This is a genomic window from Cetobacterium sp., from assembly GCF_051658645.1.
GTDB lineage: Bacteria > Fusobacteriota > Fusobacteriia > Fusobacteriales > Fusobacteriaceae > Cetobacterium_A.
Genome location: NZ_JBOFMZ010000041.1, coordinates 1 through 20,202 on the forward strand (window position 1 = coordinate 1; position 20,202 = coordinate 20,202).

Consider the following 20,202-nt stretch of genomic DNA (forward strand, 5'->3'; position numbering starts at 1 on the left):
AACATTATTTTCAATAGCAATTTTTTTTACACTTTTATTTCCACTAATATTCTGTAAAACCATTTTAATTTTATCATCTTTCGAAATTTTCTCTCTAGCCATAAACTCTCCTATTTTAACATTCCATTTAGGAGTATTACCACTTCAACCATTTCCTTAAAAGACCATCACCACAAAGATTATATTTTTTAACAATTTGAAGCATTGAAAAATTTCCAGTTAAATAATCTTCTACAGAATTAATCAATATATGTGAAGAATAAAGAGTTTTAACTTTTATTTCTTGAAGTGATTCTAATCCATCATAATCATATTTAATCGACCATCTGTGAATAGCTGTACTTTCAACACCGTACAATCTACAAAATGCTAATAGAGATATATTTAGTTCTCTAAATTTTAAAACAAAAAACATTTTTTCTTCAGCTGTAAATCTAATTTTTTTAGAGCTAGATATATCTTTGGAAAAAATAGAGATACCTGCCCTTTAAACTCATTTACCCAACGAGATATTTGAGAAGGTGCAATACCATTTTCTAGCCATACTCCTAATAATTTTATTTTATGATATAATTATACCTCAAAATTTTGCTTAAGTTAAGAAGATAGTTATCTTGAATCATTAATCCAACTTCCTTTCTAAAAATCGTTGATAATTATTTTGTCCACTTTCTGGGGTTCAGTTCAATATATGGTGCTTTTAAAATATAGACTTTTCTAGAACGATTAGAAATTAAATGTAGTTTAAAATTAGTCCAGAAAATTATGCAGAAATTAGAAATAAAATCAATTGTTAGAAAAGAATATAAACCTCAAACTTCTAAAGATAAAAGAGATAAAAGAACCGTTGGCAGGGAGTTTATTAAAATAAAATTTTCCAACTAAAAAAATAGCAGAAAAAATTGTAGAAGACATTACATAAATTAAAACTAAGGATTATGGGTTGTGTTATTTCCCCTCTTTTTTAGATCTCCATACAATTGGATGGGAGTCCTATAGAGCTAATTAAGAAGGCTAATGCCACAAGATAATTATTAGGTGCTCAAAACATAATCTATTTATTTAAACAAAGTAAGAACTTTTAAGAAACTAAGAGGTCGCTATTTGATTACATCGAAGGTTGGTATAATTCTTGTAGAATTCAGAAAAAGTTAGGCTACTTATCCATAGCTATCAAGCTAAGCTTTTAATTTTGTGTAATTTATGATAACCTTCTTAAGTAATAACTGAAGGAGTTTTTTTTGAATAATAAACAACTTAGAAATAATTTTTTAAATATGTTTTCAAATAAACACATCGAGGAGATTGCGAGCAATCTAAATTAAAAAAAAGCAATCGTGGTAAACTCAAACCAGAAAACATGTTATGGTTAGGATGTTTTTCTAATCATAACATTTGTATTGATTCACTTGAAGAAATGGTGTCTAAAAACTTGACTTAGCACCAAAATAGAAAAGGAGACTACTATATCCAATGATATAGAAATCTCCTATTATTTAGTTATTTTTGTAATTTACCAACTGAGTAGATATATTTGAAGAAACTTCTGCTTATTTTATTATTTTTCTATTTTTTGAATCTATAACAATTATTTCATATTTGTCTTGAATAAATTTAATATCCCCATCTTTTTGAATATTTATAGAAACTATCTCTTCACTAGTTTCTACTTCTACAGTTATTTTTGCACATTTTCCTGATTTATAGTTTTGTGTTAATCCATCATCCTCAAATGATATAAACTTTGTTTTATCAGTCTTTTCAGATGCATAAACAATAAATCCTCTTCTATCTTCATCTTTTGTTTCAAAATTATAATCATTAATAGTATTTATAGGAATAATTGCTCCCTCTTTTATAAATAGTGGGAAGGTACCTAAACCTGCCTCAACCTCTATCGTTTGACCACCTTCATATATTTTGTTAGTATTATAGTCATACCATGAGTTTCCTTCTGGTAAGTATACTTTTCTTGATTTTTCTCCTTCCGTAATCACAGTTGCAACTAACATATTATCACCTAATAAAAATTCATCATTCTCATTAAATGTATTTTTATCAGCTTCATAGTTATAAAACGTTGGTTTCATTATTGGAGTTCCATCAATATGGGCTCTATATAATAAATTATACATATAAGGAGTTATTTTTCTTCTAAAGTCCATAGCTTTTTTTATCTCTGGTAAAACTTCTTTATACATCCAAGGTACATTTACTGTTTTATCATCGTTCCAAGAATGAATTGTAAATCTTGGATAAAAAATACCATTTTGTATCCATCTTACAAATAGTTCTGGAGATGGTGCTGGACCTGAGAAACCTCCAACATCATGACCTAAATTATAAACTCCTGATAAAGATAAACTTATTGCCATATAATTGTTATATCTTAATGTTTTCCATTCCGTTCTATTATCTCCAGACCATGTTTGAACATATTTTTGCATACCAGGACATCCAGCTCTTGAGATAAGATATGGTCTTTTATTTTCATCAAACTCTTTTTGAGCTTCAAATGATGATTTCATCATAAGTAAAGTTTGAATTGGTCTTATTAACTCTATATCCAACTCTTCCCCAAATCCATTACATCTAGCTTTTGGGTCCCAAATCTCATATTCATTATTATCATTCCAAGTTGAGTCAATTCCTAACTCTAAAAGTTTCTTTTTTAAATTTTCTTTCCACCAATTAATAGCCTCTTGATTTGTAAAGTCTATGTACGCTCCATTATCATCCCAGAATTGAACTAACTCAGGCTCATCACTAACTCTCTCTTTTACAAATAGGGCTTTCTCTTTCATTTCATTAAATTTTGGATGGTCATGTAAAAATGCAGGCTTTATATTTGCACAAAGTCTAACTCCATTTGCATGATAATTATTTGTAAACTCTTTTACATTTGGGAACTTTTCATTATTCCAATTAAATACATATCTCTTATCTCCAATAGAAGTGTATCCTGAAGACAATTGGAATGAATCACATGGAATTTCATATTTTTTACAATCATCTAAGAAATTATTTAACAGTTTTTGTGACTCTGGTAAATCTGTATAAGTCATAGTTGATCCTGAATAACCGATACTCCATTTAGGTGAAAATATAGTTTTTCCAGTTAACCAAGAGAATCTTTCCGTTACATCTTTAACTTGTGGCCCAGCAATAACATAATAGTCTAAATCTCCATCTTTAGCCTCAAAATATCTATATAATCCGTGGTAGTTATCTAGTTCTGTTCCCATCTCAAAAGTAACTGTTGAGAAATTATCATAGAATAATCCAAATGAATATTCAGTTTCTGGATTTCTAGTTATATAAAATGGAATATGTTTATATAAAGGATCACTATATTCTGCATCATAGCCCATTGGATCTAAATTTTTCATTCTCATTCTTCTAAAATGCTTATTTACTTTTCCACTTTTTTCACCAAATCCAAAATATTGTTCCTTTAAATCTCTTTCTAAATAATGATAAATATGTTTATCCCAATATCCAAAGTTATACGCTTGTGTTTTTCTATCTTGGGCTATTTTTATCCAGCTATTGTTTATTTTACCAAACCAAGTCATTTTCATTCCGTTAAGATCTACAGTTACTTTTAGTAAATTTGTTAAGATAGTTACATTTTCTGTTGTTTCTAAAACTTCATATTTAGGCAACTCAAAAACACTATGATCAAATCTATCTCTTCCTTCAGTCAAAAAGTCCTCCATTCCAGGTGTTACTGTCCAAGTTTTTCCAAGTCTTAACTTACCATCTTTTAAAAATGTAACTTTAAAAATATCTTTTTCTAAAATAGATATTTTTACTTCTAAATTTAACTGCTCTGAAATAAATGTTATTATATTTTGCTTTTCTTCTATTTTTTTAAATAAATAATTTAATTTAATCCCCATAATATTTTTATGAGGATAGATAAAATCTATCCTCAACCTCCTTATTTATATAATATTTTTATAATAATTTAAACAGCTTGGGTAATCCTAAGCTTATCCACGGAATATATGTTATCATTAATAATGTTATAATTAAACCTATAAAGAAAGGAATAAGTTCTTTTATTACTTCTTCTATTTTTACCTTGGCAATTCCACATCCTATGAATAAAACACTTCCTACTGGCGGTGTGCATATTCCTATACATAGATTAGATACTAACATTATTCCAAAATGAACTGGATGAAGACCTAATTTAGTTGCAATAGGTAAAAATATTGGTGTAAAGATCAATATTGCAGGTGTTAAATCCATAAATGTCCCTGTAATTAATAATATTATATTCATCAATAACAATATTATTATTCTATTATCAGATAAAGATAATATTGCATTTGTTATATATTGAGGAATTGTTGAGAATGCCATTGCCCAAGACATAATACTAGAAGCTCCTATTAGAAACATTATTATTCCTGTCATTTTCACAGTATCTTTAAATATTGTCTTTGCATGCTCTAAAGTTAAACTTCTATAAATACATACTGATAAAAACAAAGTATAAACAACAGATATTGCTGATGCCTCTGTAGCTGTAAATATTCCTGCTATAATTCCACCTATCACTATCACTATTAAAAGTAAACTTGGAATTGCATCTAAAACAACTTTTGAAGCTTCTTGCATAGATACTTTTTTCTCCACAGGATAATTATTTTTTTTAGCTATAAAATATGCTATTATCATAACACTTAGCCCCATTAATATTCCTGGAATATAACCAGCTACAAATAAAGCACCTATTGATGTTCCACCACTAACTAGAGAGAATACAATTAAAGAACCACTTGGTGGTATCAATAATCCTGTTGGTGATGATGCTATATTTACTGCTGCTGAAAATTTTGGATCATATCCTTCTTCTTTTTGCAATGGATCTAATGTCCCTCCTATTGCTGCAGCTGCTGCAACAGCTGATCCTGAAATTGATCCAAACAACATATTACCTAAAACATTTACCTGAGCTAACGATCCTGGTAATCTTCCTCCTAATAATTTAGCAAAATTAACAAGCTTGATTGCTATTCCTCCTGTATTCATAATACTTCCAGAAAGAATAAAAAATGGTATTGCTAACAAAGTAAAACTATCCATTCCCGTTATCATTTTTTGAGCAGAAGCTATAACAGCTACATCAAATGGTAAATTTATTAATATTGTTAAAAATGATGCTAATCCAATCCCGACTGAAATTGGAGTTCCTATAGCTAATAAGAGAAAAAAACTTACAAATAAAACTGCTATCGTTAATCCCATTATATCTCACCTTCTTTTAATAGTGCTTTTAACTCAATTATATCTATCATCATATAAAGTAAATTTATCACTCCAGAAATAGGAAGAATTGAATATACAACTCCCATAGGAATTTGTAACGACGGAGATAATTGCCCCATTGTATTAAATGATAACTGTCCGCCACCTATTATTTGAACTAATAAAACTAATAATAAAACTAATATAGCTATAAATAGTTTTAAAAGTATTTGTTTTCTCCCTTTAATTCTTGTTAAAATCAAGTCTATTGACAAATGGGCTTTCACTCCAAATGAATAAGTAGCACCTAATAAACCTATCCATATTAAACTGAATCTAGAAAGTTCATCAGTGAAAGTACTAGGACTATTCAATACATATCTTGATATTACTTGCCATGTTACTGCTAAAACTAATAAAACTAAAACAAATGATGAAAATAAAATTATTATTTTATTTATTTTATTTCTTATCTCTTCCATACTTATTCCCCTCTAATTAGTATTCTTTATAGAATTAATCAAACTTGCCATTTTTTCATTCTTCATTAACTCTTCATACATTGGCTGAACCATCTCTTGAAATGGTTTTTTATCAGGATATACAAATTTAACATTCATCTCTTTTGCTTGCTCTATTTGTATTTTTTCCATCTCATCCCATAAAGCTACCTGGAAATCGAATGCTTCTTCCGCAGATTTTTTTAATATCTCTTTTTGTTTATCATTTAACTTTTTCCAAGTAGAATTACTAATAAAGAAAACATCTGGTACTATAGTATGTTCATCATATGAATAAAACTTTGAAACTTCACCGTGTCTATCTGTTGTTATTGCTGAAATATTATTTTCAGCGCCATCTACAACCCTTTGTTGTAAAGCAGTGTATAATTCTCCGTATGATAATGGTGTTGCAGTTCCTCCTAAATGTTCAACCATTTTAATAGCTGTATTACTTGGTTGAACTCTAATCTTTAAACCTTTTAAGTCTTCTGGTGTTTCTATAGGTTTTGAGCCATAAAAATTTCTTGTACCTGCTGTAAAATACCCTAATCCTACGAATCCATTTTTCTCTGTCATACTTAAAAATTCTTCTCCAACAGGACTTTTTAAAACTCTTAAAAAATGATTGTAGCTATCAAATAAGTAAGGCATTGAAAAAATAGCATATTCTTTAACAAATCCTTCTATTGGTGAAGCACTCGCTTTTGTTAAATCTATAGCACCTGCCTGTAATAACTCTATTAATTCTCTTTCTTGACCTAATTGACCATTTGGAAAAATTTGAATTTTTATATCCCCATCTGTTTTAGTTTCAACTAACTCCATAAACTTAAGCATTCCTATATGTACAGGATGTGTCTCACTTAATCCATGAGCTAATTTTAAGTTTATTTGATTATCTATCTCATTCTTATTACATCCTAAAATTGAAAATAATGTAATGATTAAAATTAATATCTTTTTCATTTTTTTTCTCCCCGTGCGATTTTTATAGATACTTATGTAAAGTGTTTCTAACAGCATCTTCCCCAGATAACATTTGAACAAAATAATTTTCTATTAATTCTGAGAGACCAATCTTTTCTAAATCAATTCCAAATACTCTTTCATTTCTAAGTATATTTTTCAGTTGTCCTGTATAACTTTCTGGTTTTCCAAATTGAATCCCTTTTAATTCAGCCTTTAGCATATCTAACATTGGATCATTACTAACTGATCTCTCTACTCCTTTATCATCCACTCCTAAAAGGTATCTAAACCATCCAGCTAAAACTAATGGAATGTATTTTAATGATTTAACATCTAAATTTTCATTAGTTACATATGATTTAATTGTTTCTCCAAATCTAATAGCTATCTTTTGAGAAGTATCTGTTGCAATTCTTTCAGGTTGATCTGGAATAAATGGATTTAAAAATCTATCATTTATAACCTCATCTATAAAAGCTTTTGGATCGATTATTCCTGGATTTTCTACAACTTTTAAAGCTTCATTATAACCAACTTTTTTTATTAACTTATTTAAAGCTTCATCACTTGCGGCATCATAAATTGATTTTTTATTTAAAATACATCCAAATATTGCTAATGTTGTATGTAATGGGTTTAAACAAGTTGTAACTTTCATTTTTTCTGTTTTTTCAACTGTTTCTCTATCTGTCAAGAAAACTCCAACTTCTTCAAATTTAGGTCTTCCATTAGGAAACTTATCTTCTACAACAAAATATTCAGGAATTTCAGCATTAACAAAAGGAGCTACAAAACTATTTTTGCTTGTTATAATTGGCAACATATTTTCAAATCCTAATTTCTCAAGAATATCTTTTACTTCTTCAGCAGGTCTTGGAGTTATTTTATCTATCATAGTTACTGGATATGTAACTTTTGATTCATCTTCTAAATATATCAAAAATTCATTTTCAACAACTTTATTCATATTCCAAACTTTAGCTATCTCTAAAATAGCTTTTTTTAACTTATCTCCATTTCCAGAACAATTATCCATACTTAGTAAGCTTATTGGTGCTTCATTCATTTTAAATCTTGAATATAACAATTTCGTAATTAAACTCATAATATGTTTAGGTGAATTAAATCCATTTTTAAAATCATCCAAAATAATTTCAAAATAATCTCCTTTTGAATCTTTTAAATTATAACCTTTTTCAGTTACAGTAAAACTTATTATCTGTAACGATATATTTTTCACGATGTTTTCTAAAGTTAAAAAATTTTCTGATGTTGCTTTAATTGATTTAACGATACTTCCTAAAATTTCATTTTGAAAATCTCCATTTTTATTTAACGTTGTTAAAATAGTCAAATTATCAAATGGTGTATAAACCGTATCTATTATCTCAGTATCAAAGCTTTCTGCTACTATAATTCCTGTATTCTCTAGATTTTTTTCAATTAAAACTTGTCCTATTTTACCCATATATGCTCTAAAAAGATTTCCTGCACCAAAGTGTAACCACTTTGGTGTTTTTAAAGTTTCTTCTTTTATTTTTTCAATATCATATGTTGGTACTATTACCCCTAATGAATTATCTATATTTTTTATATCCTTTAAGTTTAATTTCATGTCCTATCTCCTTTTGTTGATAAATGTTACTTTAACTTAGAAAGAGTTTCCCAAATTCCAGTTATATAACTTGCTCCAAGAGCTCTATCATATAATCCATATCCAGGTTTTCCTGTTTCTCCCCAAATCATTCTTCCATGATCTGGTCTTAAGTATCCTGTAAAGTTGTTTTTATGAAGCGCTGCTAAAATATTAACTATATCTAATGATCCACATCCTGAGTAGTGAGCTGATTCTTCAAAACTTACACCATCTTCTAGAAGCTTTACATTTCTTACGTGCATAAAGTGAATTCTTCCCATTGCACTGTATTTATCTACTAATTTTTCCATATTGTTAAAGTTAGCACACCCTAAAGACCCTGTACAAAGAGTTAATCCGTTGTTTTTGCTATCTATGATATTTAATAATCTATCGATGCTTTCCTCAGAAGTTATGATTCTTGGAAGACCGAAGATTGGCCAAGGTGGATCGTCAGGGTGGATACCCATGTCAACATCCGCTTCTTCAGCAACTGGAATAATCTCTTTTAAGAAATGTTCTAAGTTAGCCCATAGTCCTTCTGCTCCGATACTCTTATAACTAGCAAATAGCTCAGCTAGTTCTTCTTTTGTATAACTTGAATCCCATCCTGGTAAAGATAAGTTACTGTTTAATGGATCTAAAGCATCAACTTGATCTTTATAATATACAAGAGCTGTTGATCCATCTTCCAACTCTTTATCTAATTGTGATCTAGTCCAATCAAATACTGGCATAAAGTTATAGCATATTACTTTAACTCCAGCAGCACCTAAATTTCTAATATTTTGTTTGTAGTTTTCAATTAACTCGTCTCTTCTTCCTGTACCTAATTTGATATCCTCATGAACAGGAACACTTTCTATAACATCAAACTTTAATCCAGCTTTCTCTACGGTTTCTTTTAAAGCTAATATTTTCTCCATTGGCCAAATCTCTCCAACAGGAACATCGTATATTGCTGTTACGATGCTATCCATTGTAGGGATTTGTTTTATATATTCCAGTTTAACTGGATCGTTTTCTCCATACCATCTAAATGATAATTTCACTTTTTCCTCCTTAAAATATCTTTATATCAATTAAATTTCTAACTTAAAATAGTTCTTTGCGTTCTCGAAGCATATCTCTTCAATCATAGCTTTTAAAATTTCTTCATCGTATGGAATCTCTCCATCCTCTACCCAAGTTCCAACAAGATTACAAAGTATTCTTCTGAAATACTCATGTCTTGTGTAAGATAGGAAGCTTCTTGAGTCTGTTAACATCCCTACAAACCTTCTTAAAAGTCCAAGTTGAGATAAAGCTGTCATCTGACGAATCATTCCATCTTTCTGGTCATTAAACCACCAACCAGATCCAAATTGAATTTTTCCTGGAGTATCGCTATTTTGGAAGTTTCCAATCATAGTTCCTAGAACCTCATTGTCCTTTGGATTTAAACAGTAAAGAATTGTTTTTGGAAGTTCTCCATTTACATCTAAGCTGTTTAACAACTTTGATAGAACTTCTCCATAGCTGTTATCTGCTATAGAATCAAACCCTACATCTGCACCTAATCTTTTAAACATTCTTTCGCTGTTGTTTCTAAGAGCACCCATATGCAGTTGCATTCCTAAATCATTTTTGTAGTAGATTTTTCCAAGAGCTAAGAATATCTCTGTTTTATAGATATCCGCTTCCTCTTTAGTCAGCTTTTCTTGGGCTAATCTTTTCTTGAAAATCTCTTCTATTTTATTCTCAGTATCTCTGCTGAAGAATGGTGCTTCTAAACTATGGTCTGTAACTAGACATCCATTTGCTTTAAAATACTCTACTCTAGTTTCTAAAACTGCTATTAACTTTTCAAAAGTTTCTATTTTTTCTTTAGATACTTTTTCTAAGTTGTTAAGCCAGATTAAGTAATCTTCTTTTTCTAAGTAGATAGCCTTATCAGGTCTAAATGTTGGAAGAACTTTAACTTTGAAGTTTTCATCTTTCAAAATCTCTCTATGATACTCCAATGTATCGATTGGGTCATCGGTTGTACAAAGAGCTTTTACATTTGATCTTTCAATAAGTTTTTTAGCTCTGAAATCCTCTGTTTGTAAAAGTTCATTCGCTTTGTTCCAGATAGTTTCTGCTGTTTTTCTATTTAAAACCTCTTCAATTCCGAAGTATCTTTTTAACTCTAAATGTGACCAATGAAAAAGTGGATTTCCATAAGCATATTCCATCGTCTCTGCAAAAGCTAAAAACTTCTCAAAATCAGTTGCATCTCCCGTTATATACTTTTCGTCTATCCCATTTGATCTCATAGCTCTCCACTTGTAGTGATCACCATAAAGCCAAATTTGTGTTATATTGCTATAGCTTTTATTTTCTGCTATCTCCTTTGGATTAAGGTGGCAATGATAATCAAATATCGGCATTTTTTCTGCGTATTCATATAACTTTTTACTAATAGCATTTTTTAATAAAAAATCTGAGTCCATAAATTTTCTCATAAAAAACTCCTTTTAAAATCTTTTGTTGTATACAAGTATGATAACACGTTTTTTTTGTTTGTCAACTTTTTTGTACTATTTTAGTTTTTTTAGTCGTAATTAAAGCTTTAAAAGCCAATAATAACCTGTTGTAGATAAACTTGTTTTTTTAATTAACCCATACATATTAAAAAAAAGCCCTTGAGTTGAGAGAATATTAATTTTTCTCGACTTAAAGGCTTTTATAAATTTTTAATATATTTAATCACTATTTATTACAAAAATATTCTGGATATTTTAATTCGTATTTCTTTATTACATCTCTATAATTTAAAAGATGTTTTTCAATATGGTTTTCAAGTTTTTTGATATTTTTACTTTTAATTAATTCTACTATTTTTATATGTTGCTCTAAAGTTATTTTTATATTTGTTTTTTCTAGAGCATCTAATAATCTTAATCGATCATAATGTGTCGATAATCTTTTAATTGCTTTCCAACTATATTTTTTATTAAAATAATCAAATATTAGATAATGAAATTCATTATCTAATATAAAGAATTCATGTAAATCTTGATTAAAATTTAAAACTATTTTTTGATATTCTATATTTTTCTCTAATTTATTTATTAACTCCTCTATATTTTCTTTTTGACAAGCCATTTTTATAATTTTAATTTCGCATAGTTCTCTAACAAAAACAGCTTCTTCAACTAAATTTAAATTTATTTTTGAAACAAATGATCCCCTTTGAGGAAAAACTTCTAAAAGCTTCTCTTCTATCAACTGAACTATAGCTTCTCTTAAAGGGGTTCTACTGACATTTAAAATCCCGCTTAATTCTATCTCTCTTATAGCTTCACCTGGTTTTAAATTTAAATTCATTATATTTTCTCGAAGAACCCGATATATATATTGCCTAGTATTTTCAGTATTTTTTTTAAACACATCTTGTAATATCATTTTATATCTCCTATAAATTTATATTTTTAAATATTATAACAGTATTTTTTTATGTATGCTAGTTATAATAGAAAACATATATATAGTTAAGTTTCATATGTGGAACTCAATTTTATTATGAATATTTGTTTATACTTTACCTTTCTTTAATTTCTGACATAATTTAAATAATTTTTAGTTTTATATATGAAATTTTATATTTTAATATCAATTGCATGTTTATTTTTTTTTCTATAGAATACATTCATAAAATATACTATAAACAATAAAGGAGAAATTATGTTAAAAAAACACGAGATTATAGATAAAATTATTAAGACAGGTGTTGTTGCTGTTGTTAGAGCTGAAAACTTAGAAGAAGCTAAACGTATTTCAAATGCTTGTATAGCTGGTGGAGTAAATGCAATTGAAGTAACTTATACTGTCCCAGGTGCAACAGAAGTTATTAGAGAACTTTCAAAAGAATTCCCTGGAGATGATTTTATAATTGGAGCAGGAACTGTACTTGATACTGAAACTGCTAGACTAGCAATATTAGCTGGAGCAAAATATATTGTTTCTCCTGGATTTGATGCTGAAACTGCTAAACTTTGTAATAGATATTCTATTCCTTACATGCCTGGATGTATGACTATAACAGAAATGATTAAAGCTATGGAATTAGGCTGCGATATCATAAAACTTTTCCCTGGAAGTGCTTTTGGACCAGATTTTATAAAAGCTGTAAAAGCTCCTCTTCCAGGAGTAAATATAATGCCTACAGGTGGAGTATCAATAGAAAATGTAGACCAATGGATTAAAAATGGTGTTGTTGCTGTTGGTGTTGGAGGTAAACTTGCTACTGGACCAAGTGAAGAAATAACTGCAGCTGCTAAAGCTTTTGTTCAAAAAATTAAAGAGGTTAGAAAGGAGATTTAATTATGAGTAAAATAGTAACTCTTGGAGAGATCATGTTACGTCTTTCTACAGAAAATAACAATAGATTTATACAAAGTAACTCTTTTAGAGCTGACTATGGTGGTGGCGAAGCTAATGTAGCAGTTTCACTTGCTAACTTTGGAATTGAATCTGAGTATGTTACTAAACTACCCAAAAATCCTCTTTCTGATTCAATCTTTAGATATTTAAAATCAAACAATGTAAATACAGAAAATATTGTTTTAGGCGGAGAAAGACTTGGAACTTATTATCTTGAAGTGGGGACAAGCATTAGAGCTTCATCTGTTGTATATGATAGAAAATATTCTTCATTTTCTACTTTAAATTATAGTGAACTTCAAATTGAAAACATTTTAAAAAATTGTAAGATATTACATCTTTCTGGAATTACTCCTGCAGTTTCAAATAGCTGTCAGGAACTAATGAATAAAATTATGATAAAGGCTAAAGAGATGGGGGTTTTAATTAGTTTTGATTTTAACTACCGAGGTAAACTTTGGACTTTAGAAGAAGCTGCACCTATATTATCTAGTTATTTAAAATATATAGATATATGTTTTGCTGGAATTTTAGATGCTAAAAATATTCTGAAACTTGGAAATCATTCTGACTTAATAGAATATTACAAGCAAATTTCAAAACAATATCCAAATATTAAATATCTTCTTTCAACTAAACGTGAAACTCATACAGTTAATGAAAATTCTTTAACTGGTTTTATTTTTAAGAATGGAGAGCTTATAAATTCAACTAAGTATACTTTTAGTATTATAGATAGAGTAGGTGGTGGTGATGCTTTTGCTGCAGGTGCTTTATTTGGGATCTATAAAAACCTTTCACCAAAAGAGATTGTAGACTTTGCAACTGCTGCTTCTGTTTATAAACACACAGTTAGAGGCGACGCAAATTTAGTTTCAAAAGAAGAAATTTATAACATAATTAATAATGGTATTTCAACAGTTTCTAGATAAAATAAATCGATAAATTTATATGCTAAATGTCATATAAATTTATCGATTTTTATTTTTTTAAAATTCATTTTATTTATAAGATGTTTTTTCCAAATCATCACTTATATTCTTGGCAGCTTGTTTCATCGCAATAATTATTTCATTAATATTACCTTTATTAAAGTTAGAACTAAAAAAAGGACAACTTAAAGCTGCTATAATCGTATTGTTTTTTTTGTAAATTGGTATTGCAACAGCACTAATGCTTAAAGAATGCTCCATGTTATCAAATGCTATTTTTTTTATATTAATTTTAAAAAGTTCTTTTTTTAATTCTTCTCTAGTTTTAATTGTATTTTCGGTATATTTAGGTAAATTTTCAGGTAACAAAGAGTTGATTTTTTTTTCTGTTAGTTGACAAATTAACATTTTACTTGCTGCACCAGCATGAAGAGGAAATATTGCATTTTCAGACACTGTAATTTTATAATAATCGTTACTTTCAACAGAGGCAACTACCTTAATTTTATTTTTATCAAAAACACTAACTTTAAATGTCTCTTTAAAATTAAGACTAAGATTTTCTAGGTATGGATACGATATATTTTTAATTATTGTAAAATTTTCATGAACAGTTGAAAAATACTCAAACTTATTTCCTAATCTATATTCTTTTCCAATTTGTTCTATATATCCTATAGAAACAAGTGTATATAGTAATCTGTTTGTAGTGGCTTTAGGTATGGATAATTCGTTAGAAATCTCTATCTGAGTAGCTTTTTCATTTAAATATAAATAATTAAAAATTTTATCAATTTTTTCAATAGCGGGTACAAGTTTCTTCATAATTTTTTCTTCTCCATCATTAGATTTTTTTCATTATAAAAAAACGAGTATCTTTCACAGATACTCGTAGTAATTATTTTCCAGTTGCATTATTTACAGCTTCTAAAAATCCTTCAGAAGTATATGTAGCTCCTGCTATAGTATCTACTGAAGAGGATTGTGATTCTAGAACAGTCTTTGTTAACTCTTTAATTGCTGGATTTGCAATTCCTGGAGTATCACTATTTTCTTTTACTTCAATTGCTAATATTTTATCTCCTTCAAGTGTTACAGCAACTTTTATGTCATCTGCATAACCTAATCCAACACCCTCTTTTACTTCAGCAAAAGTTGTTGCTGATAATATTACTAACATTACTATTAAAACCTTTTTCATAACTCCCCACCTTTTATAATCAATATTTTGTAAATTAATTATACTGTATATCATCTCTGTGTGTCAATAAATAAAAAAGCAAATATATTTAACTAATTTTTTATTCACTTTTCAGTTTTTTATTTTAATTAAGGTAAAATATCATATTCTTTCATAGCTGTTCTTGCATATTTTCCAAGAGCAAGTAAAGCGATTAGATTTGGTAAAACCATCATTGCATTAAACATATCCGCAAGCTCCCAAACTAGCTCTACATTCATAACAGAACCTACAACAATCATAACCATTACAACTGCTCTGTACACATTAATTGATTTTTTATTCTTAAATATATATCTTACATTTGCTTCTCCAAAGAAGTACCATCCTACTATTGTTGAAAATGCAAAGAATAATAAACATATTGCTATAAATACTTCTCCAAATTTACCTAGTGTTGCTGCAAAAGCTCCTTGCGTTATAATAATCCCCGCTCCTGAAGTTAATGAAACTTTTGAAGTTAAAATTACCAAAGCTGTTCCTGTTAAAACTACAAACGTATCTATAAAAACTGTTATAACTGCAACTATACCTTGCTCACCTGGATGAGAAACTTTTGCTATTGCATGAGCATGTGGCGTTGATCCCATTCCAGCTTCATTAGAAAACAATCCTCTTGCTACTCCATATCTAACGGCCTGCTTTACGCTGATACCCATAGCACCTCCCAGTGCAGCACTAGGATTAAAAGCAGAATAGAATATTGATGTTATTGCTGGGATTACCTCTTTATAATTTATTAATATTATTATAAAACAAGCAACTATGTAAAGTCCAGCCATAATCGGAACTATTTTTTCAGTTACAGAGGCTATTCTTTTTATTCCACCGAAAAATACAACTCCTGCTAAAATTGAAACTACGATTCCTACAATAGCTGGTGATATTTGAAACGCTTTATTAAATGCTGCAGAAATTGAGTTTGCTTGAACTGCATTACCCATTAAACCCAATGCAGCTATGCATGCAATTGCAAAAAAATAAGCTAATCCTTTTGCTGCTTTTTTATTTTTTAGTGAATTTTCAATATAATAAGCTGGTCCTCCTGTTATCTGACCATCTATTCTTTTTTTAAAAACTTGCCCTAAAATTGCTTCTACATAAACTGTTGCCATTCCAAAAAATGCACTTGCCCACATCCAGAATATAGCTCCTGGTCCTCCTGAAGCTATTGCTGTTGCTGCTCCTGCTAAATTTCCTGTTCCAACTTGTGCTGCTACTGCTGTTGCCAAAGCTTGGAAAGATGACATGCCATTTGAATCTGCTGCTTTTCCATTTAAGTTTATTGAGCCTGTTACACTTTTTATTCCCTCTTTAAATTTTCTGATTTGAATAAAATTTAACTTTAAAGTAAAATAAATTCCTGTTCCCATTAATAAAACAATTAAAAAATTTCCCCATAAAAAACTATTTATTGAAGTTATAAGATTTTGCATTCGATTCCTCCTAAAATTTTTTTAAATGCAAAACTGAATAAAAAAAGAAGACATTTAAAAAAATGCCTTCTGGAATTAAAAAAAAGAATTATACACAAAAAATAGTTACTTAAAACTATTTCATCACATAATTCCTCTGTCCTTTTACCTGAGAGTTTAGTCCAAAATTTCTTTTGGGTTTGCTCCTTCGGTGCTCATAGAGTCTCTCCAGAGGCTCGTCCAGTATAGGTCCTCAAGTTTTTTAAACTAACCTGAAAGATTTACTTCTTCGGTGGCTATTTCTAGCTCTCTCCCTATACCTTCATCCGATTTTCTATTCAATTTTTTGTTAATGTTATTATGATGTTTATTGTAGAATGAAAATATATTTTTGTCAATCTTTTTTTTGGAGTTTTTTTGGAGTTTTTTTTTATTTTTAGAAATATTTTTAATTGTTCTTGTAAAAAATTGTAAAAGCATTTATAATATTATGATAAAAGAATTGTTGAAAGGAGTGATTTATGAAAATTATTAGTAAGACTAAACCAAAAGGTACTGAATATAGCGAACTGAAAAACTTAAAAAAATCTAAAAGAATCGTTAAAGCTAACGATGATAGAAGAAGAGCTGAGAACAGAAGAGTTAATGCTGAATCTAGAAAAGACAGAAGAGTTAAAAACGAATTCAACGAAAAAGTTGGTGAAGTAGAGATTTTAGGATTCAATAAAGGAATGCTTTTAGTTCGTATTGGAGATGTTGTAGAAAAAAGAAATTTATTCCATGGTAGAAGAACTGTTGAACTTAAAGACAATTTAAGCTTTATTGGAACTTTCCAACTTAAACTTTTCGGACAAATGGTTGAATTAAAATATTTAAAAAACTTTGCTGAAAAGAAAGATGAAATATCTTGGTGTATTTCTGAAGGTGTTTAAACAAAAAGTGGACTTACGTCCACTTTTTTATATTTTTTGTTCTAAAAATTTACAAACTCCGTTGTTATCATTAGTATCTGTTATATAGTTTGCTATATTTTTTAGCTCTTCTTCTGCATTACCCATAGCTACTCCACAACCAACCATAATTAACATCTCTTTGTCATTATTGGCGTCTCCAAATGCAACACAACTCTCTAAATCTAATTTATTTTCTTTTAAAATTCTTTCTAAAGTTTTTCCTTTGTTTACATCACAATTTAAAACTTCCAAATATTTTTCTTGAGAATATGTAAGATAAACTTTTTCACCTAATTTATTTTTAATTTTTTTTTCAATTTCAAGTAAATTAATTCTTTCATCTACAAAAAGAGCTTTTGTCATTACATATGAAGCTAAATTATTAAATTTTTTCTGAATAGCTTTGAATCCTATATTTTTTTCGTAATATTTTGTCTGCCAGTCATTTTCATTTTCTACGAACCATTCTTCATTTTGATATAAATTCAAATGACTTTTATTTTCTTGAGAAATTTCTATCAAAACTTTCACTATCTCTTCTGATAACGGTTGTTCAAATGTTATCGAATCATTTTCACTATGAATTACTTTAGCTCCATTATAACAAATTGCGGTTATAGGTATCCCAATTTTCTTTATAATCTTTTGTGTTGCAGTATACATTCTTCCTGTAACTATAAAAATTTTTATTTCCTTGCTATAAAGTAATCTTAATATTGAAATGTTTTCGTGACTTATATCTTTTTCAGAGTTCAATAATGTTCCATCTAAATCAAGTGCAATTGATTTCATCTTATATTTTTATATAACTCTAAAGCATAATGTGTCTTAAAGTCATTAGTTAATTCTAAAGTTTCAGCTAAAGAGTACCAGAAACATTCTAAATCTTCACCTTCATCTAATTGCTTTTCATAAACTATTTCATTTTCTGATTTTAATTTTACAATGTATACATATAACTCTTCTGAAGTATATCCTGGTGATAAAATTAATGGTTTTTGTGGCGTGTATAATATTTTAAAACTTTCTATTTCGTAACCAGTTTCTTCTCTTACTTCTCTTTTTAACGTATCTTTTGGATCTTCATTATTTTCAATTATACCTGCTGGAATTTCTAAAAGTTTTCCTGCTGTTCCTGGACGATACTGTTCAACTAACAAAATTTTATCTTCTGTTGAATTTAAAATTAAAGCTGCAATAGCATTTGGTTTTTCTAAAAACTCTAACTGAATATCTCTAGTTGGATGTTTTTCAACTTTTACTTTTAAAAATCTTAACTCATCTAATTTCATAATTACTCTCCTATTATTTTTTTAAATTCACTTGGTATAGGCGATACAAAACTTATTTTTTTATTTGTTGTTGGATGAGTTATTGTTAAAGTCTCAGCATGCAATCCTAATCTTTTTAATGGATCTGTTTTTGCTCCATATTTTTTATCTCCAACTACTGGATGACCTATATCGTTCATATGAACTCTAATTTGATTTTTTCTTCCAGTTTCAAGAGAGGCTTTTAAATATGTAAATTTACTTTTAACTTTTTCTACTTTATAGTTTGTTATAGCTAATTTTCCACCTGTATTACCATCTTTTACAGAATATGTCATAAAGTTTAAATTTTCTTTTAAGTAAGATTTAATTTGGCCTTCTTTTTCTTTTACTGCTCCTTCTACTATAACAGCATACTCTCTTTCTAAAACAAGTTCATTCCAATTTTCTTGTAATTGCTTTTTTACTTCCTCAGTTTTTGCAAAAATCATAACTCCTGATGTATCTTTATCTAGTCTATGAACTATGAATATTCTATCTTTTCTATCTCTTCCTTTTATATAGTCCATTAATAATTTGTATGCTGTATTTTCATTTGTTTTCTTTTCTGTTGCAATCGAAAGTAATCCACATTCTTTTTCAATAACAATTACATCTTTATCTTCAAAAAGTATTTTTATTCCTTTTGGTGTTTTGTCATTTCTATTTTTTTCCCAACTTACAGATATTTCATCTCCTGGATTTAAAGCTAAATTGAATTGTTTTTCTACTTTTCCATTTACTATTATTTGTTCTTTTCCTAACAATGTTTTAATATTATTTTTACTTTGCTTTTTTAAATTTTCCACTAAAAATTTCATTAACTCATTTTTTTCTGTTACTTTAAAATTCATTTATTTACCTCTTTTTTATTTATATTATAACATATGATTAATTTTATTGCGACAATTTGTCGTTATTCAAATAAACCTTCTATATTTTCTACTTCTTCTCTAAATTTATCAATTCTACAATTAATAGATCTTTTTTTATATTGCGACAATTTGTCGTTATTTAAATAAACCTCCAATATTTTCTGCTTTTTCTCTAGGTTTATCAATTCTACAATTAATAGTTTTTATTTTTTATATTGCGACAATTTGTCGTTATTTAAATAAACCTTCTATAGGTTCTGCTTTCTCTCTAGATTTATCAATTCCACAATTAATGGATCTTTTTTTTATATTGCGACAATTTGTCGTTATTTAAATAAATCACCAATATTTTCTGCTTTTTCTCTAAATTTATCAATTCCACAATTAATAGTTTTTATTTTTTATATTGCGACAATTTGTCGTTATTTAAATAAATCACCAATATTTTCTACTTTTTCTCTAAATTTATCAATTCTACAATTAATAGATCTTTTTTTATATTGCGACAATTTGTCGTTATTTAAATAAATCACCAATATTTTCTACTTTTTCTCTAGGTTTATCAATTCCACAATTAATAGATCTTTTTTTATATTGCGACAATTTGTCGTTATTTAAATAAACCTTCTATAGGTTCTGCTTTTTCTCTAAATTTATCAATTCCACAATTAATGGATCTTTTTTTTATATTGCGACAATTTGT

The 20,202-nt window shown here is 28.3% G+C and carries 18 protein-coding genes, 1 pseudogene and 1 riboswitch; of the genes and pseudogenes, 4 read left to right on the forward strand and 15 right to left on the reverse strand.

Features of this window, described 5'->3' with window-relative positions:
- Nucleotides 1-136: 136 nt before the first annotated feature.
- Nucleotides 137-415 (reverse strand): hypothetical protein, encoded by a 279-nt coding sequence (locus ACRCZX_RS03845; protein ID WP_438581626.1) that lies wholly within the window; start codon nt 413-415, stop codon nt 137-139.
- Between the two features lie 682 nt (nt 416-1,097).
- Between ACRCZX_RS03845 and ACRCZX_RS03850 the strand changes: the two are divergent.
- Nucleotides 1,098-1,190 (forward strand): annotated as a pseudogene (locus tag ACRCZX_RS03850) (IS3 family transposase); the annotation flags it as partial.
- Nucleotides 1,191-1,550: 360 nt separating this feature from the next.
- On the opposite strand, the gene ACRCZX_RS03855 reads toward ACRCZX_RS03850, so the two are convergent.
- From ACRCZX_RS03855 to ACRCZX_RS03890, 8 genes are all read right to left on the reverse strand, one after another.
- On the reverse strand, nt 1,551-3,902 hold the full coding sequence (locus ACRCZX_RS03855; RefSeq protein WP_438581627.1) for a TIM-barrel domain-containing protein: 2,352 nt from the start codon (nt 3,900-3,902) through the stop codon (nt 1,551-1,553).
- Between the two features lie 58 nt (nt 3,903-3,960).
- Complete coding sequence (locus ACRCZX_RS03860; protein WP_438581628.1) at nt 3,961-5,259, reverse strand: TRAP transporter large permease; 1,299 nt, start codon at nt 5,257-5,259, stop codon at nt 3,961-3,963.
- Complete coding sequence (locus ACRCZX_RS03865; RefSeq protein ID WP_438581629.1) at nt 5,259-5,741, reverse strand: TRAP transporter small permease; 483 nt, start codon at nt 5,739-5,741, stop codon at nt 5,259-5,261. Before ACRCZX_RS03865 ends, ACRCZX_RS03860 begins: the two co-directional genes overlap by 1 nt.
- A 12-nt stretch (nt 5,742-5,753) precedes the next feature.
- Nucleotides 5,754-6,728: a TRAP transporter substrate-binding protein gene (locus tag ACRCZX_RS03870; protein ID WP_438581630.1), complete on the reverse strand. Its 975-nt coding sequence runs from the start codon at nt 6,726-6,728 to the stop codon at nt 5,754-5,756.
- A gap of 22 nt (nt 6,729-6,750) precedes the next feature.
- Entirely contained in the window at nt 6,751-8,346 is a 1,596-nt protein-coding gene (locus ACRCZX_RS03875) for a mannitol dehydrogenase family protein (protein ID WP_438581631.1), read from the reverse strand.
- A 26-nt stretch (nt 8,347-8,372) separates the two neighbouring features.
- Nucleotides 8,373-9,419: a mannonate dehydratase gene (gene uxuA, locus ACRCZX_RS03880; protein ID WP_438581632.1), complete on the reverse strand. Its 1,047-nt coding sequence runs from the start codon at nt 9,417-9,419 to the stop codon at nt 8,373-8,375.
- Between the two features lie 30 nt (nt 9,420-9,449).
- Complete coding sequence (gene uxaC, locus ACRCZX_RS03885; protein WP_438581633.1) at nt 9,450-10,853, reverse strand: glucuronate isomerase; 1,404 nt, start codon at nt 10,851-10,853, stop codon at nt 9,450-9,452.
- 247 nt (nt 10,854-11,100) lie between these two features.
- Entirely contained in the window at nt 11,101-11,796 is a 696-nt protein-coding gene (locus tag ACRCZX_RS03890) for a GntR family transcriptional regulator (RefSeq protein WP_438581634.1), read from the reverse strand.
- A gap of 279 nt (nt 11,797-12,075) precedes the next feature.
- Between ACRCZX_RS03890 and ACRCZX_RS03895 the strand changes: the two genes are divergently transcribed.
- Both ACRCZX_RS03895 and ACRCZX_RS03900 read left to right on the forward strand, forming a co-directional pair.
- A complete protein-coding gene (locus tag ACRCZX_RS03895; RefSeq protein WP_438581635.1) occupies nt 12,076-12,714 on the forward strand; it encodes a bifunctional 2-keto-4-hydroxyglutarate aldolase/2-keto-3-deoxy-6-phosphogluconate aldolase in 639 nt (212 codons plus the stop codon).
- 2 nt (nt 12,715-12,716) lie between these two features.
- Nucleotides 12,717-13,706, forward strand: a complete 990-nt coding sequence (locus ACRCZX_RS03900; RefSeq protein WP_438581636.1) for a PfkB family carbohydrate kinase — start codon at nt 12,717-12,719, stop codon at nt 13,704-13,706.
- 69 nt (nt 13,707-13,775) lie between these two features.
- Here the strand turns inward: ACRCZX_RS03900 and ACRCZX_RS03905 are convergent, their stop codons facing one another.
- From ACRCZX_RS03905 to ACRCZX_RS03915, 3 genes are all read right to left on the reverse strand, one after another.
- Entirely contained in the window at nt 13,776-14,531 is a 756-nt protein-coding gene (locus tag ACRCZX_RS03905) for an IclR family transcriptional regulator (RefSeq protein WP_438581637.1), read from the reverse strand.
- Between the two features lie 73 nt (nt 14,532-14,604).
- A complete protein-coding gene (locus tag ACRCZX_RS03910; RefSeq protein ID WP_438581638.1) occupies nt 14,605-14,907 on the reverse strand; it encodes an FMN-binding protein in 303 nt (100 codons plus the stop codon).
- A 128-nt stretch (nt 14,908-15,035) separates the two neighbouring features.
- The gene (locus ACRCZX_RS03915) at nt 15,036-16,382 is read right to left on the reverse strand and encodes an alanine/glycine:cation symporter family protein (protein ID WP_438581639.1); all 1,347 of its coding nucleotides are present in this window, start codon (nt 16,380-16,382) and stop codon (nt 15,036-15,038) included.
- A 126-nt stretch (nt 16,383-16,508) separates the two neighbouring features.
- Nucleotides 16,509-16,603: riboswitch (glycine riboswitch) on the reverse strand.
- 279 nt (nt 16,604-16,882) lie between these two features.
- Between ACRCZX_RS03915 and ACRCZX_RS03920 the strand changes: the two genes are divergently transcribed.
- Nucleotides 16,883-17,293: a hypothetical protein gene (locus ACRCZX_RS03920; protein ID WP_438581640.1), complete on the forward strand. Its 411-nt coding sequence runs from the start codon at nt 16,883-16,885 to the stop codon at nt 17,291-17,293.
- 27 nt (nt 17,294-17,320) lie between these two features.
- Here the strand turns inward: ACRCZX_RS03920 and ACRCZX_RS03925 are convergent, their stop codons facing one another.
- From ACRCZX_RS03925 to ACRCZX_RS03935, 3 genes are read right to left on the reverse strand one after another with little or no spacing between them, the layout of a single operon-like run.
- A complete protein-coding gene (locus tag ACRCZX_RS03925) occupies nt 17,321-18,106 on the reverse strand; it encodes a Cof-type HAD-IIB family hydrolase (protein ID WP_438581641.1) in 786 nt (261 codons plus the stop codon).
- Nucleotides 18,103-18,606 (reverse strand): NUDIX hydrolase, encoded by a 504-nt coding sequence (locus tag ACRCZX_RS03930; protein WP_438581642.1) that lies wholly within the window; start codon nt 18,604-18,606, stop codon nt 18,103-18,105. Before ACRCZX_RS03930 ends, ACRCZX_RS03925 begins: the two co-directional genes overlap by 4 nt.
- Before the next feature lie 2 nt (nt 18,607-18,608).
- Nucleotides 18,609-19,478, reverse strand: a complete 870-nt coding sequence (locus ACRCZX_RS03935; protein ID WP_438581643.1) for an RluA family pseudouridine synthase — start codon at nt 19,476-19,478, stop codon at nt 18,609-18,611.
- Nucleotides 19,479-20,202 lie beyond the last annotated feature (724 nt).